Annotated in this window: 18 protein-coding genes; 15 read left to right on the top strand and 3 right to left on the bottom strand. The window is 68.2% G+C overall.

Annotation, left to right across the window (positions count from 1 at the left end; genetic code table 11):
- Positions 1 to 5: 5 nt before the first annotated feature.
- From OG440_RS38900 to OG440_RS38885, 4 genes are all read left to right on the top strand, one after another.
- A complete protein-coding gene (locus OG440_RS38900) occupies positions 6 to 998 on the top strand; it encodes a DNA polymerase thumb domain-containing protein (protein WP_331753501.1) in 993 nt (330 codons plus the stop codon).
- Between the two features lie 156 nt (positions 999 to 1,154).
- Positions 1,155 to 1,628 carry a hypothetical protein gene (locus OG440_RS38895; protein WP_406011609.1) on the top strand — a complete coding sequence of 158 codons (474 nt, stop codon included), beginning with the start codon at positions 1,155 to 1,157 and terminating at the stop codon, positions 1,626 to 1,628.
- A 135-nt stretch (positions 1,629 to 1,763) separates the two neighbouring features.
- On the top strand, positions 1,764 to 2,483 hold the full coding sequence (lexA, locus tag OG440_RS38890; protein WP_331752972.1) for a transcriptional repressor LexA: 720 nt from the start codon (positions 1,764 to 1,766) through the stop codon (positions 2,481 to 2,483).
- Positions 2,484 to 3,114: 631 nt separating this feature from the next.
- A protein-coding gene (locus tag OG440_RS38885) for an IS5 family transposase (protein ID WP_406011644.1) occupies positions 3,115 to 3,989 on the top strand; the annotation gives its coding sequence in 2 pieces (ribosomal slippage) (positions 3,115 to 3,490 and positions 3,490 to 3,989; 876 coding nt in all).
- Between the two features lie 4 nt (positions 3,990 to 3,993).
- Here OG440_RS38885 and OG440_RS38880 read toward each other — a convergent pair.
- From OG440_RS38880 to OG440_RS38870, 3 genes are all read right to left on the bottom strand, one after another.
- Entirely contained in the window at positions 3,994 to 4,494 is a 501-nt protein-coding gene (locus tag OG440_RS38880; RefSeq protein WP_331752968.1) for a GNAT family N-acetyltransferase, read from the bottom strand.
- A gap of 110 nt (positions 4,495 to 4,604) precedes the next feature.
- Positions 4,605 to 5,144, bottom strand: coding sequence for a GNAT family N-acetyltransferase (locus OG440_RS38875; RefSeq protein WP_331752966.1), 540 nt, complete (start codon positions 5,142 to 5,144; stop codon positions 4,605 to 4,607).
- Positions 5,141 to 5,953 (bottom strand): GntR family transcriptional regulator, encoded by an 813-nt coding sequence (locus OG440_RS38870; protein WP_331752964.1) that lies wholly within the window; start codon positions 5,951 to 5,953, stop codon positions 5,141 to 5,143. The genes OG440_RS38875 and OG440_RS38870 overlap by 4 nt, the downstream gene beginning before the upstream one ends.
- Positions 5,954 to 6,696: 743 nt before the next feature.
- Between OG440_RS38870 and OG440_RS38865 the strand changes: the two genes are divergently transcribed.
- The 11 genes from OG440_RS38865 to OG440_RS38815 all read left to right on the top strand — a co-directional run bounded on the left by OG440_RS38865 (position 6,697) and on the right by OG440_RS38815 (position 13,031).
- On the top strand, positions 6,697 to 7,140 hold the full coding sequence (locus tag OG440_RS38865; protein ID WP_331752962.1) for a hypothetical protein: 444 nt from the start codon (positions 6,697 to 6,699) through the stop codon (positions 7,138 to 7,140).
- A 220-nt stretch (positions 7,141 to 7,360) separates the two neighbouring features.
- Positions 7,361 to 7,618: a WhiB family transcriptional regulator gene (locus OG440_RS38860; RefSeq protein ID WP_331752960.1), complete on the top strand. Its 258-nt coding sequence runs from the start codon at positions 7,361 to 7,363 to the stop codon at positions 7,616 to 7,618.
- Positions 7,619 to 8,111: 493 nt separating this feature from the next.
- Complete coding sequence (locus tag OG440_RS38855; RefSeq protein ID WP_406011608.1) at positions 8,112 to 8,465, top strand: hypothetical protein; 354 nt, start codon at positions 8,112 to 8,114, stop codon at positions 8,463 to 8,465.
- Complete coding sequence (locus tag OG440_RS38850; RefSeq protein ID WP_331752956.1) at positions 8,462 to 8,638, top strand: hypothetical protein; 177 nt, start codon at positions 8,462 to 8,464, stop codon at positions 8,636 to 8,638. Before OG440_RS38855 ends, OG440_RS38850 begins: the two co-directional genes overlap by 4 nt.
- Before the next feature lie 271 nt (positions 8,639 to 8,909).
- Positions 8,910 to 9,104, top strand: a complete 195-nt coding sequence (locus OG440_RS38845) for a hypothetical protein (protein ID WP_331752954.1) — start codon at positions 8,910 to 8,912, stop codon at positions 9,102 to 9,104.
- On the top strand, positions 9,101 to 9,301 hold the full coding sequence (locus OG440_RS38840) for a hypothetical protein (protein ID WP_331752952.1): 201 nt from the start codon (positions 9,101 to 9,103) through the stop codon (positions 9,299 to 9,301). Before OG440_RS38845 ends, OG440_RS38840 begins: the two co-directional genes overlap by 4 nt.
- A complete protein-coding gene (locus OG440_RS38835) occupies positions 9,301 to 9,480 on the top strand; it encodes a hypothetical protein (RefSeq protein WP_331752950.1) in 180 nt (59 codons plus the stop codon). Before OG440_RS38840 ends, OG440_RS38835 begins: the two co-directional genes overlap by 1 nt.
- Complete coding sequence (locus OG440_RS38830; RefSeq protein ID WP_331752948.1) at positions 9,480 to 9,629, top strand: hypothetical protein; 150 nt, start codon at positions 9,480 to 9,482, stop codon at positions 9,627 to 9,629. The genes OG440_RS38835 and OG440_RS38830 overlap by 1 nt, the downstream gene beginning before the upstream one ends.
- Before the next feature lie 192 nt (positions 9,630 to 9,821).
- Positions 9,822 to 11,531: a DUF2637 domain-containing protein gene (locus OG440_RS38825; protein WP_331753500.1), complete on the top strand. Its 1,710-nt coding sequence runs from the start codon at positions 9,822 to 9,824 to the stop codon at positions 11,529 to 11,531.
- Entirely contained in the window at positions 11,515 to 11,751 is a 237-nt protein-coding gene (locus OG440_RS38820; protein WP_406011607.1) for a hypothetical protein, read from the top strand. Before OG440_RS38825 ends, OG440_RS38820 begins: the two co-directional genes overlap by 17 nt.
- A complete protein-coding gene (locus tag OG440_RS38815) occupies positions 11,748 to 13,031 on the top strand; it encodes a hypothetical protein (protein WP_331752944.1) in 1,284 nt (427 codons plus the stop codon). The genes OG440_RS38820 and OG440_RS38815 overlap by 4 nt, the downstream gene beginning before the upstream one ends.
- Positions 13,032 to 13,145 lie beyond the last annotated feature (114 nt).

Raw genomic sequence — 13,145 nt, 5'->3', positions numbered from 1 at the left:
TCACGATGCGGCAGCGCTACGTGCTCCACACACACTTCCACCTGCCCGGCAAGGACCCCGACCTGCACGCCCAACTCGTGTCCCTGCTGCAGGACATCACACCGCACGTGCAGGCCCTGCCCCCCGACAGCGCCGACCTGGACATCACCGGCGCCACCGCCTACTTCGAACGCGGCCCCCGCGGCCTCGGCGACCTGGCACGGATCAGAACCCTCGCGTGGTTCGGCGTCCACACAACGGTCGGGGCGGCGCCCAACCGCATGCTCGCCGCCATGGCGGCCGCCGCCGCCCCGCGCGGGTCGATCACCGTCGTGGGGTCCGATCCGGCGTCCGTGCGCGCATTCCTGCGGCCCCGCCCGAGCGCCTGCCTCTGGGGCGTGGGCCCCGCGACCGCCCGCACCCTGGCACGCCACGGACTGCACACCATCGGCGACGTCGCCGACACCCCTCTCCTCACCCTGCAACGCCTCCTCGGCGCGGCCGCCGGCCGAGCCCTGCACGAGCACTCCCACGGCCGTGACGATCGCCCCGTGGTAGCCGAACCCGTCGCCCGAAGCCTCAGCACAGAACACCGCTTCCCTCACGACGAGATCGACCCCGCCCAGCACCGGTGCGCCCTGCTCGCCCTGGCAGACCGACTCGGCACCCGCATGAGAACCGAACAGACCGCAGCCGGCCGGCTCGCCCTCACCGTCCGGTACGCCGACGACTCAGCCACCACCCGCAGCCGCACGATTCCCGAACCCACCAGCCACACCACGCCGCTGACCCACCACGCATACGCCCTCTACGAACTCCTCGCCCTCCAGCGCGCCCGCGTACGGTCCATCGCATTGCGCGCCGAAGCCCTCAGTCCAGGCGAACACGCACACCGCCAGCTGAGCCTCGACCCCACCGCGGAGAAGCAACTGCTACTCGAAGCCGCGGCCGACCGCGTCCGAGCTCGCTTCGGCGAGAGCGCCCTCATGCCTGCCGCACTCGCCTCGCCGTCGGCATAACTCCGCCGTACGCAGGGGCCCAACACCTGCACCACCCCAGGCCAGGGCCGGAGCGCCTACCCAGCCAGAATGGAGCGAAGGCCCAGCTCAGCGGCATGAGTGTCAGAGACCACCGATACAGTGTTCGAACACCCACACGACCAAGGAGAGACCGCCGTGCTTCCTGCAGAGGTCCAGGATCTGTGTGTCGAGGCCCTGTCGAAAGGACCGGACATCACCGCCGCCGAGGCGTGGAACGAGAAGACGCGCCCGTTCGGGCTGCTGATCACCTTCACCAGCGGAGCCCGTTTGTGGGTGGCCATCACCACGTCCGCCGCAACCAGCGGCGATTCCCAGACAGAAACGGCAGCCCGCCCGGCCACTCCTCCCCCGCTCCCCGCGCTGTACGGAGCGAATCAGGCCATCACACCCGCCCGCGCGGAGCTCTACCTCGCCGCCCTGCTCAGCACCGGGCTGGCACCGCAGATCACCAGCGCCTACGCCTACAGCGACCGCGACATCCCCGCACGGCATCCCGGCGTCGGCCTCCGCATGGCAACTGGAGCCCGCGCGTACCTGCCGTTCGAGTACAACGCCGCCGCGAACGGCCGTCAGGCCGGCGCCCGCTTTCACATACACCCGCAGTTCTGACCGGTCCGCGATGAGCGTCGAGAACATACTTTGCAAAGTACGAATCCGCTGCTCGGCCGGATGGCGAACATCTGTACTTTGGGCGCGAGGTTCGAGGTAGCGTCTCCCCCGGTTGATCACGAGAGGAGCACGTCGATGGGGGACGAGCGCGCGGAGAGGTCAGTTGGCCGCCCGCCCGGCGTCGAGGAGGGCGAGGACGGGCTGACCGGCCGTCAGCGCGAAGTCCTGGGCTGCATCGCGGAGTCGATTCGCCAGCGCGGATACGCCCCTTCGATGCGCGAGATCGGTGAGAAGGTCGGACTCGCGAGCACCTCATCAGTAACCCACCAAGTGCGAATGCTTGAGCGCAAGGGCTTCCTGCGCCGCGATCCAACCCGGCCGCGCACCTACGTGCCCGTGGACCCCGCCCTCACCCGCACAGCGGACACCGGGTCCGGGCCCGCCGACGGCGCCCCTGCCGAGGAAGCTCCGCCGGTTGTTCACGCACCTCTCGTAGGCCGCATCCCAGCCGGGACCCCCAGCTTGGCCGAGCAACACATCGAGGACGTCCTCGCCCTCCCCCGCCAGATCGTCGGCGCCGGCGAGTACGGTGACCTGGTTGTACTGACCGTGTCCGGCTGCTCGATGGTCGGCGCCCACATTCTCGACGGCGACCAGGTGGTCATCCGCTTAAAGGCCGATTGCGTCAGCGGCGACATCGTCGCGGCGATGATCGACGGCGAGGCCACGATCAAACGGCTCAAGCGGTCCGGCTCGCAGGTGTGGCTCATGCCCGAGAACGAGGTCTTCACGCCGATCGACGGCACGTACGCCACCCTTCTGGGCAAGGTCACCGCAGTCCTGCGCAGACTGTAGGACCAGCGGCAGCCTCCGTCACCCCGACGCTCAGCTCGCTCGCACCAGATGCCAGTGCCTTGATCACACCGAATGGGTTCGCGCCGATGGCAGCTAGGGACTCCGACGTCTCTGTCCACAGCGGCGCGACCGTAAGTTCCGCTTCCCGACCGGGAAAGGAACGCAACGCGTATGTGCGCTATGACATGGCTGCGAGTCGCTGGCGACCGGCTATTTCGTGCCGATCACCTGGTGGCTGTTGACCTCTGGGGCCCGCCATCTGGTGGAGAACCCACCGCCCCCATCACCGGGGAACCGGCCCGGATCATGGGCCGGTTCCTGGGAGCTGACGGGCCGTGGATACAGGTGGCCACCTGTCCAGCCGCACGTGGCGGCGAGCTAGTCACCGGCCTGCTGAGTACGGTGGCGGCCGCTCGCAGTACATCCCACCCAGTCGCGTTCGTGTACGGGCTGCACCACGACGGCGAGCTCTCCAGTTGGACCTACGGAGACACGATTCCGGTCAACGATCGACGAGTTCCGGCCCTGCACGAGGTGACCGATCCAGCTCCGGGCCGGTGGATCATGAATTCATCCAGGTGGCGCTAGGGCGTGTGCCGAAAGTGGATCATGCGGTGGGATGATCTTGGCCGTGGCGCGTGGAGATCTGACCGACGCACAGTGGGCAGTGCTGAAACCGCTGTTGCCCATGGGTAAGAGGCCCGGTAGGCCGCCGATATGGACCCGGCGGCAGCTGATCGACGGCATACGCTTCCGGGTCCGTACCGGCATCCCCTGGCGGGACGTGCCCGAGGAGTATGGGCCGTGGGGCCGGGTGTATGACCTGTTCCGTCGCTGGCAGCGAAACGGCACCTGGCAGCGGATCGTCACTCAACTGCAGGCCCGGGCTGACGCGAAGGACCTGATTGCCTGGGACATCAACGTCGACTCCACCGTTGTGCGCGCCCACCAGCATGCCGCCGGGGCGCGGAAAAGGGGGATCTGCAGAAGGAGCCGCCCGGCGGAATCGCCACCGAGCCGGACGATCACGGACTCGGACGCTCACGCGGCGGCCTGACCACCAAGTTGCACCTGGCCGTCGAGCAGGGACAGAAGCCCATGTCGATCGTGGTCACGGCCGGACAGCGCGGCGACTCCCCACAGTTCGAGGTCGTCCTGGGCCGCATCCGGGTCCCCCGGCTGGGGCCGGGCAGGCCGCGTGTTCGCCCCGATCGAGTGCGTGCCGACAAGGCGTACGCCTCCCGCAAGAACCGCGCCTACCTGCGCCGACGCGGTATCCGCTGCACCATCCCGGACAAGGCCGACCAGGCCCGCAACCGCAAGAAACGCGGCTCCCGCGGCGGTCGGCCGCCGAAGTTCGACCTGGCGGACTACAAGGCTCGGCATGCAGTGGAGTGCGGCATCAATCGCCTCAAAAGGCACCGCGCCGTGGCCACGAGGTACGACAAGCTCGCGGTCCGCTACGAGGCGACCGTCCTCGTCGCGGCCATCAACGAATGGCTGTGACCACTCACACGGCTCGTTCCATGCAGACCAGCTGGTCCCGCTCGTCCCACGACTCGGTGACGGTGAATCCGAGCCGCTCGTACAGGGCGATCGCGCCTGCCCGCCACTTCCACACCGACAGCCGCACCGCGCTGACGCCGCTTTCCGCAGCATGCACGAGCGCGGCGCTGACCAGGCTGGACGCGATGCCCCGCCCCCGGAACGCCGGGTCTGTCCAGAGCCTTTTGACCTCGGACCGTCCGTCGACAGAAGCGGTCACCACCAGGCAGCCCACCGCAGTGTTCCCGCTCAAAGCCAGCAGCACGACATCGTCAACGAACACGGCCTGTGGATCCGCGATCTCTACCCGGTAGCGCTCCGGCAACCCATCCACACCGGCGACGGCCTCGCCCTTCTCGGCCTGCGTCTGCAGATGGTAGGCCGCCAGCAGATCTGCCAGCCCATCCTGGGCGGAAGGCGCCTGACCTGGCCAGCGGACTATGGCAACCTCGCGTTGATCAGTCATGACCTGAGCATCGCATGACACATACCAGGGCTAAAACGACTATCTTGATCCACTTTCGATACACGCCCTAGCAGGAGTCACCGCACGCGCCCGGAGAGGGAACTGGCCGGCTAGAGACTCTCAGTCCCGTCGAAGAGCGAGGTGCGGCTGATCGCCGCCGGGCGTTGAGCGACCCAGCCCGAACCGTAGGCCTCATCGGCGTAGACGGTCCTGACATGGGTGAATGCCTGGGCGCGGTAGTAGGCGTGCAGGCGCGTGTTGGTCGTCCAGGCATCAAGTCTGAGCCAGCGAGCGCCCGTGCGCGCTGCTTGGTCACCACACCAGTCCAGGATGCGGCTCCCGAGCCCACGACGGCTCCCGGGGCAGGCGACCGTGAGTTTGTGCACGTAGAGGGCAGGCTCCTGGATCTCCTCTGGTGTCCACAGCACCGGATCGGCCTTGGCGTCCAGCGTCACGGTTGCCACCGGGTCGGTGCTGACGAGGTCGTGGACGAGGAAGACCTCGCCTGCCGCGATGCTTTGACGAAGGAGCTCTTCTGGATAGGGAGTCGACCATTGGTCACTTCCCTGGCCAGCCAGCCACGCGGCTGCATCTGTGCGGAACTGCTGGAGACGAGGAATGTCAGCCAGGGTGGCTCTGGTGATTCTCACTCGGCGGCCTCGCCAGGCGGTCTGCGGCGTTCGTAGACCACGGTGTTCCGCGGCCCGGGGAGCGTGAGCATGGTGACCTGCACCGGCATGCCGGAGCGGTCGAGTCCCGTGCTGAGGAGCTCGATGCAATGGACGGAACCGCCGGCGCCGAGTCCGAGCCGGTGGTTCTCCTCCTCGGTGGTGTTGCGTGGCCTCAACTCGTCTACTGCGTGCACCAGTTCGTAGCCCAGCTCCGCCAGCACCTTGTTGGTACCGCGGGCCACGTTGACGGGGAGCATCCAGTCAGACCCGTCCACTAGACGCAACGGCACGTAGGAGTCGTCGGTGAGTGCCGGGACTCCGTCGACCACGCTTGTCCGCCGGCGTACGGCAACGTGCTCGCCGGGCCGTAGGCCGAGCCTGTTCCGGATGCGCTCGTCGGCCGGCTCGGCGGTGACGGACTCTATGCGGGATTCACCTTTGCGCGCAGCTGCCTCGACCAGCCGGGTGAGCAGGTCGGCGTCCGGGCCAGTGTCGGCCTCGAACTCCTGCTGCGGGAGGAATACCAGCGGCTGCCAGTCACGGACCACTGCGCCTCGCGCTCCTGGCCGCGTCTCGACCAGGCCCTCACTGCGCAGCTTCGCGATCACGCTGTTCATCGCGTTGCGACTCAGTCCGTAGTGCTTACCCAGAGTGCCGGCGGGCGGCAGCTGTCCTTGCAAGCCTTCGGGCCGCCGGAACTCCCCAGCCCGAATCCGGTCACGCAGATTGGCGGCGGCCGTCTCGATCGTCCACCGGTCCTCCGCGCCAGGCGGGCTCGTCGTCGTCATGGGCGCACACATTACAAGCTGACACGTCAGGTCCGATCCCACAGGGCAGACAGATTGGCCAAGGTACAGCGCCTGTGCGGCCTGATCTCAGTGGCGGACAGCCACCTCCAACTCAACCTGACATGTCAGGTCTTGACGGCTCGACAGTCGACCCCTTAACGTCTTGATCGTCGCAACCTGACATGTCAGGTTGCGACGGAACGGGAGATTCGCCCCGGAAGAGACAGATACGCCACATGCCGTATGCGCGTTGATTCGCACACTCGTTCGCCTGTGGCATCTGTTCCGCCTGAAGTTCTTTCGCCCCGCAAAGCGAGCGGAACGACGGCGTGGGGTGTCTCTTCACAACTACAAAGAGTGATCCACCGCAGCAGGACGGCCGTGACCATCCCGGCCGAGGCGAGTGGAGACCAGCCGGCCGAGAAAGGGCTACCGCCCACGACGTATCGCGCAACCGGCTCAAAAGAACGACGCGGCCTTGAGCCGAACGACCGCCTGGGACGGATCTCCCTAGGCAGGACCGGCCCGCGTCCAGATGAGATCACCGCGCGGTGGCGCCGCGCACGCACCAGTAATCGCAGTCGCCGGTGTTCCTGAACTCAGCGAACACCGGCGGCTTCGGCCACTGGTAGTCCCCCGCCAGGCCGAACGGGCACCGCAGGTGCCTCGATCAAGCCGCGAACGAACGTTCACCCCTCCCAGGCACCCGATCGCGGGTATCTGCGGAAGAAGCTGGAGAAAACATGAAGTGCTCCGCTGGCATAGCGGTGGTCTCCGCGACGGTCGGCGCGCTCGGGCTGGCCGCCTCGGCCAACTCCGCGCAGGCGGCCACACCGGCACCGGGGCCGACCCGCTCCTACACCGAGCAGCGGATCGACCCGGCAACCGGCAAGCTGGAGACCGCGCGGATCACCGAGTACCCGAACACCACCGTCCGACCGGCGGCGTCGCTGACGATCGCGCCGGCCCCCGGTACAGGCGGCCTGTACCTCCGCAACGCCAACGGCTCGGTCAAGGGACTGATGGCGGAAGCCGACCAGGCCGAGTTCCTCGACTGTCACCCCTCGGACAACCGCTACGTCCTGGTCCGTCAGTTCACCCACGGCCACGGAGGCTGGGGCGCCAGCCTGGGCTACATCACCGCCGCGGCCACCATGGCCCCGGGCCAGCTGCCCTGTCACCACTGACAGGTCCGTCTGGTTCAGCCCATGTCAGCGCCCTTCACCTAGCGGCCGCTCAGGCGACGCAGGTGGCGGCGGTCCGCACAGCGATCGCGAACCGGTCCCGGTGCCGGTCGCGATCGCTGCCGCGGTTTCGCCGTGACGACGGCCCACCGGAAGGCCACCCCTGTCTTCTCCGCAGGCCAGTAGGCCTGCGTGACCCACACCCGATATAGGGAGTTTTGCCATGGATTGGCGCCATAACGCAGTGTGCCGCGAAGAGGACCCCGAGCTCTTCTTCCCCATCGGCAACACCGGTCCCGCCCTGGTGCAGATCGATGAAGCCAAGGCCGTCTGCCGTCGATGCCCCGTCCAGGACCCGTGCCTGCAGTGGGCGCTCGAGTCCGGTCAGGAATCCGGCGTCTGGGGCGGTTTGAGCGAGGACGAGCGCCGCGCCATGAGGCGCCGGGCCGCCCGCAACCGCGCCCGCCGGGCGTCGGCCTGACCTGCACACATCATCGTCCGCTGCGGCAACAGCTCGCAGTGGCCATGAAGAACGGTCTGATACGGGCTGACAGGCAGGTGCCTTCAGCCATCTGAGGACTTCAGGTCGCCTCCACCCGGCGGTGGTTCAGCCGTAGTGCGGCCGTCAGCGGACCAACCCGCCAGTTTCGTTTCCAGACCTTGCAGGAGTTGATCGCGTGAGTTCCACGATGCCCTGCCCCGAAACGCCTCCGGCAGCCGGAGGTCGCTGCACGGTACCCGCCTCACGGCCCAACACGGGTGCCGTCGATGAGTCCAACCAGCCACAGATCAGGGCAGCGGGGGGTGCGGTGAGGCCCCGGCATGCCAGCGCCCTGGCGCCGACGAGTCTCGCCGCGTTCGCAGCGCTAGCCCGCAACCAGTACCCCGCGCGGAGCCCAGCCGAACGTCGAGTCCAGGCGGCGGAGGACGCACGTGAAACCCTCAACGAGGCGCTCGGCCTGCCGCTCACGGACATGACGCGCGACGAGGTGGTCCTGGCCTTCCTGAAGTTGCGGTCCTCGCTGGCCGGGCTGCTGACCGAGGCTATTCCCGCGGCCACGCCGCCTTCCCACCCCGACGTTCCAGATCCTGAGGGGGAGGAAGTCGTCGCCAGCCTGCTCGACGTGATCAGCGGTGCGGCGTCCGTGCACGCCGATATCGCGGTGGACCTGGATCAGCCGCTGCCGGCGGACCTCATCAACGTCCTGGCCCGCGCCGTCAACGCTCCGGGCGTGACGACCGAGGGCCGCCTGCGCATCGCGGTCGGCGACTGCGGTAGCGCTCGCGTTCTCGTCCGCGCCGAGTGCTCGGACGAGGATGCGTCATGAGTACGCCTGACAACTCCCGCAAGTGGGAGGCCAGTTGGATTCTGACCGACCGCACGACGCTGGCTGACTGCGCGACGGACTACAAGAAGGGCAAGGACATCCGCACGCAGGCCACGAACGAAGCCCGGGCCACCCGAGCCAAGCATCCCCGCCGCACGGAGAGCAGTTCGTGACACCTGGCCGAAGGCTCCTCCGTCTGCCCTGCCCCTTCCCGGACGCCGCTGCTGGTCGCCGTAGCCGATGAGCCACCCCAAGCGGCCCGGAACCGGACCGCCACCAGGACGTGGAGCCCGGCGTGCCGAGCGTCTCACGCAGCGAGGCTCGGCCACAGAAGAAGCCCTCCGCACCCAGCGATTCCAGCGCTGGACGGAGGGCTCCCCCATCCCCGGCCACCAGGCCGGGGCTTCGTCCGCATTCCCTCACTAGCCGAGGAGAACACGAAGCATGAATCACCTTACGGCCCCGGCAGGTTCCGCCTGCGCTCTGGGCCCGAACCGCGGCCGCAGCGCCAGCGACGCCGTGCGGCGCGGCACCCCCACGCCGTACCAGGCACAGTTGCAGCGGGTGCTGTCCGCCCGCCGCGATGTCATGTACGCCGAGGCGCAGACGCTTCGCCTGACCGGGCGTGGTGCGGCATGAGCGTGAACACGGAGGTCCTGCGCCTCACCTACCGCGACATGGTCGCGGCCAGGGCCGGAGAGAACGGCTACTTCCTGCCGCCGCTGTCCGTCCCGCCTGCCGATCCTTCGGTGGCGCTGACTGTGGAGACCGCTCTCTACGAGGCAGCCGCCAGCGTCACCCGCGCGCCCCACCTCGCTGCGAAGGGGGTGCGGTGATGGCGAAGGGCACGGAACGTCCCCGGTTCGCGTGGAACCCGTTCAGCCAGCACGGCGGCGGCGGCGACACGTTCGGCAAGACCCGCGACTCGGCCCGCACCGCGGCCAACCGAGGCGAGGACTTCCGCACCGGCCACCAGGAACCGAAGCAGCGTCGCTTCCTGGGGAGGTCGCGCTAATGGCCATGGACTGGGGCCGCCACTTCGGCGGCAAGCCCGACTCCGCCAAGGTCACTCCCGATCGCACCGAGACCACCCGTACCGAGGCCCGTAAGGCCGTCGGACGGATCGGTGCCCTCAGCAGCATCGGCAAGCGCAAAGCCGGCTGAACCACCTCATCCAACCGGCCGCCCCCGGGACGGCTCCTGCGCGCCACGCGCGACGACGAGTGAGCAACACCGAGCCGGGGACTGCGGCTCACCCCGCAGTCCCCGCCCGCCTTCGCACCGCACAGGAGAAGTACGTTGACCACCACCCCCACGCCGCCTTCTCACCCGGCGGCCCCCGCCGCCGAGTCCGAACTGCCACCGCTCAACAAGGCGCAGCGCGTGATCGCCGGCATCGTCATCGGCGGGGCTGTCGTGATCGCCGGCATTGGCTTCGCCGGCTCGTACGCGGCCGTGCGCGAGCTCGCGATCCGCAAAGGGTTCGGCCAGTTCGCCCATGTGTTCCCCCTGGGGATCGACGCGGGGATCCTCGTGCTTCTCGCTCTGGACCTGCTGCTGACGTGGCTGCGCATGCCGTTTCCCCTCCTGAGGCAGACCGCGTGGCTGCTGACCGCCGCGACCATCGCGTTCAATGCGGCGGCGGCCTGGCCGGACCCGCTCGGTGTCGCCATGCACGGTGTGATTCCGGTGCTCTTCGTGGTGGCGGTCGAGGCTGCCCGCCATGCCGTGGGCAGGATCGCCAAGATCACGGCTGGCAGGTACATGGAACCGGTTCGGGTCGTGCGATGGTTGCTCTCGCCGGCGCCTACGTTCCTGCTGTGGCGCAGGATGCAGCTCTGGGAGATCCGCAGCTACGACGATGCGATCGGCCGTGAGATCGAACGGCTTGTCTACCGTGCGCGGTTGCGGGCCCGCTTCGGCCGCGCCTGGCGGCGCAAGGCTCCCGTCGAGATGCTCCTGCCGCTGCGGCTGACCCGGTACGGGGTCCGCCTTTCGGCGGCCCGGGAACGCACCGTCCAGCAGGACGACGGTGCTGTGCTCGACGCGTACGTCCAGTCGGCGCTCGAGGTCGCCTCCCCCCATGTGTCTGATGACGGCGCAGGGGAACGGGCCGCCGCGTCCGTGAAAGGAGATTCGGACGGTGGCGTGAACGCGGCCGCCGACGGCCAGCCGGTGGCGCTGCCCGTGAACGCCGCGGATGCGCGTGAACAGGAGCGCGTGAACCGAGGCGTGAAAGACCCTGCCGTGAACGCCGCGCCGCCGATTCACGCCTCTGCTGAGGACCCCGTGAACGGGTCGTGGAAGCAGGGTTCTGGCACGTCCGTGAAACCGGCGGACGACGTGAATTCACGCCTTCGGGATGTACACGCCTACGCGTTCACGCCGTCGGCGCACCCAGGGCGCGTGAGCGACCCTGACCGCGTAAACGGCCAGGTCACGGTCCCAGTGAACGTTTCACGGGGCGATGCGGGTTGGCGTGAATTCACGCGTGAACCGCAGGCCGTGAACCGGGGCGGGTGGGCCGTGAACGGCCAGCTCGCTTCACGCGTGAACAGCGCGTTCACGCTCGCACAGGGGGCCGTGAACGACGAGTTCGCGCGTGATTCACGCGTGAACTCCGGCACCGGTCCCGAGGGGCGCGGCTCGGACGACTCCGTGAACGGGGAGCCGCGTGAAAGCGGGACGCCGCGCGTGAACGACGAGTTCGCGCGTGATTCACGCGTGAACTCCGGCACCGGTCCCGAGGGGCGCGGCTCGGACGACTCCGTGAACGGGGAGCCGCGTGAAAGCGGGACGCCGCGCGTGAACGAGAAGAGGAGGAGCCGCACGTACGCACGCCGGCGGCGGACTTCGGCTCGCGCCACCGTCGATCCCGAACGTCAGCGGGAGCGGGCCGAAGCAGTGACTGAGTGGCGGCTCGCCAAGGCCGCGAACCCGTACCTGACGCAGAAGGACTTCGCCGAGAGCAAGGGCAGGTCCCCGGCCTGGCTCACCAAGGCCCTTCAGGAAGCCGTTGACGCAGCCGAGCCGGAGGGGAGTACCCGCGATGACCGAGCCCAGTGAGCCGGAGCACGTGACCGTGACTTACCTGCCGGCCAGACGCTCCCCGTCCCGGACGCCTGCCGATTTACCGAACGAAGCGGAAATGACCGTTGCGGAGAGCCGGACTGGCGACGAACGCGACGGTCATCCCGCACAGCTGCACCAGGACGAGCTCGAGGCTCGCGAACGCATGAAGGAAGCGATCGCCCGATACGGGTGGCGAAGGGAGCCCTTGCCGTGACGACAGATCAGGCGAACGCCGCCAACCGGGTCGACGAGGTCCTGGCGTCAATCGATGACGCGCTGAACGACGCCGAGAAGCCGCAGGCAGCGGCTACAGAAGGCCCCCAGAAGGCCCCTCAGGCGCCTCCTGAAGCCCTTGCGGCCCCGGAGGGGCCAGAGCCCGGCGAGAGCGCCGGAAACAGGCCGGAGAGCGCCCCCTCGGTGCCGCTTCGGCGTCCCGCAACGGACGACTGGTGGGATCCGCTCTACCAGGACGACCGAGCCCATTGGGACACCCACTCGGGCGGAATCTACGACGACGCGGGCCCCGCGGCCGCGGGTGCCCCTCAGCCTCCACCCCCTCCTGATAGCCGCGGGGGCGAGGTTGCTAAAACTGACGGCGAGGACGCACCGGACGAACCCGAGGACCAGGCCGAGCCGGACGAGAGCGACGAAGGAGACGGCGCAGGCCGTCGCCTCTGGTCGTTCCGGCGGGCCCCCAACCCTCATGCGACGACGCCCGGGCCCATCGAAACTGCGTTTCACGCGGCCCAGTTGCATCAGTCCGGCTGGCATCCGAGGCGGGTCTGGTGGGTTCTGCGCTGGGGCACACCGGCCCTCGTGGCCTGGAAGTCGGGACTCGTCGATGAGCTGAGCAAACAGCTGTCCAGCTTCGACGGCGACATCTGGGGCTGGGGAGTCCTCACCCTGCTGCCGTGCCTCTTCCTCATCGCGAAGACGCAGCACTTTTACCCACCGCTCGCATGGGTGTTGCGCATTCCGATTTCTGCCCTGGCTATTACGAGCCTTTCCAACGCACCTGTGCACGTCGGCTCCACTAATGAAGGAAAACACATGGCTCAACATCAGGTAGTGATTGCCGCGGACCTTGGCGGCGGCCTGAACCTTGGGACAATCACGGCGGCAGGGCTCGCTGCCATCATCACGGCCTTCCTGGTGTTCTACTTGAAGGCTGGCGGAGAGAACAAATATGTGCGGTGGGTCAACACGGAAATCTTGATCATCATGGGATTCGCCGCGAGTGGATTCTATGAGGCGGCCGGCTGGAAGGGGCCGTCCGATTTCATCCTTTCTCTCACGGAAAAGCAGGCCGCTTCCTGGGGGTACGGCGCGCTGGCGATCATCATCACGCTGTTCCTTCTGCTGCGGAAGCACAGCAACAAGCGGGCTGTGATCTGCGGTTTCATAGCGGCGACCCTGTACGCCGCGGCGGGTGGTGACTGGGCTTGGCCCCAGAACCTCATCACTCTGGGCTGCGAGTCCGTGGGGCTGGTGTAGCGGCATGGGAAGCGGGTCAGGCGAGACCTCGGTGCCGGACAGCGCCGCAGCGCAGGCAGATGCCCAGCCGGGATCCAAGACGTTGCCGGGTAGGCGCCTGGCCTCCGGAGCCAG

The sequence above is a fragment of the Streptomyces sp. NBC_00637 genome (genome assembly GCF_045161545.1).
GTDB lineage: Bacteria > Actinomycetota > Actinomycetes > Streptomycetales > Streptomycetaceae > Streptomyces.
The sequence above is the reverse complement of the archived record's forward strand: the minus strand, read 5'-3'. Positions and strand labels throughout refer to the sequence as shown.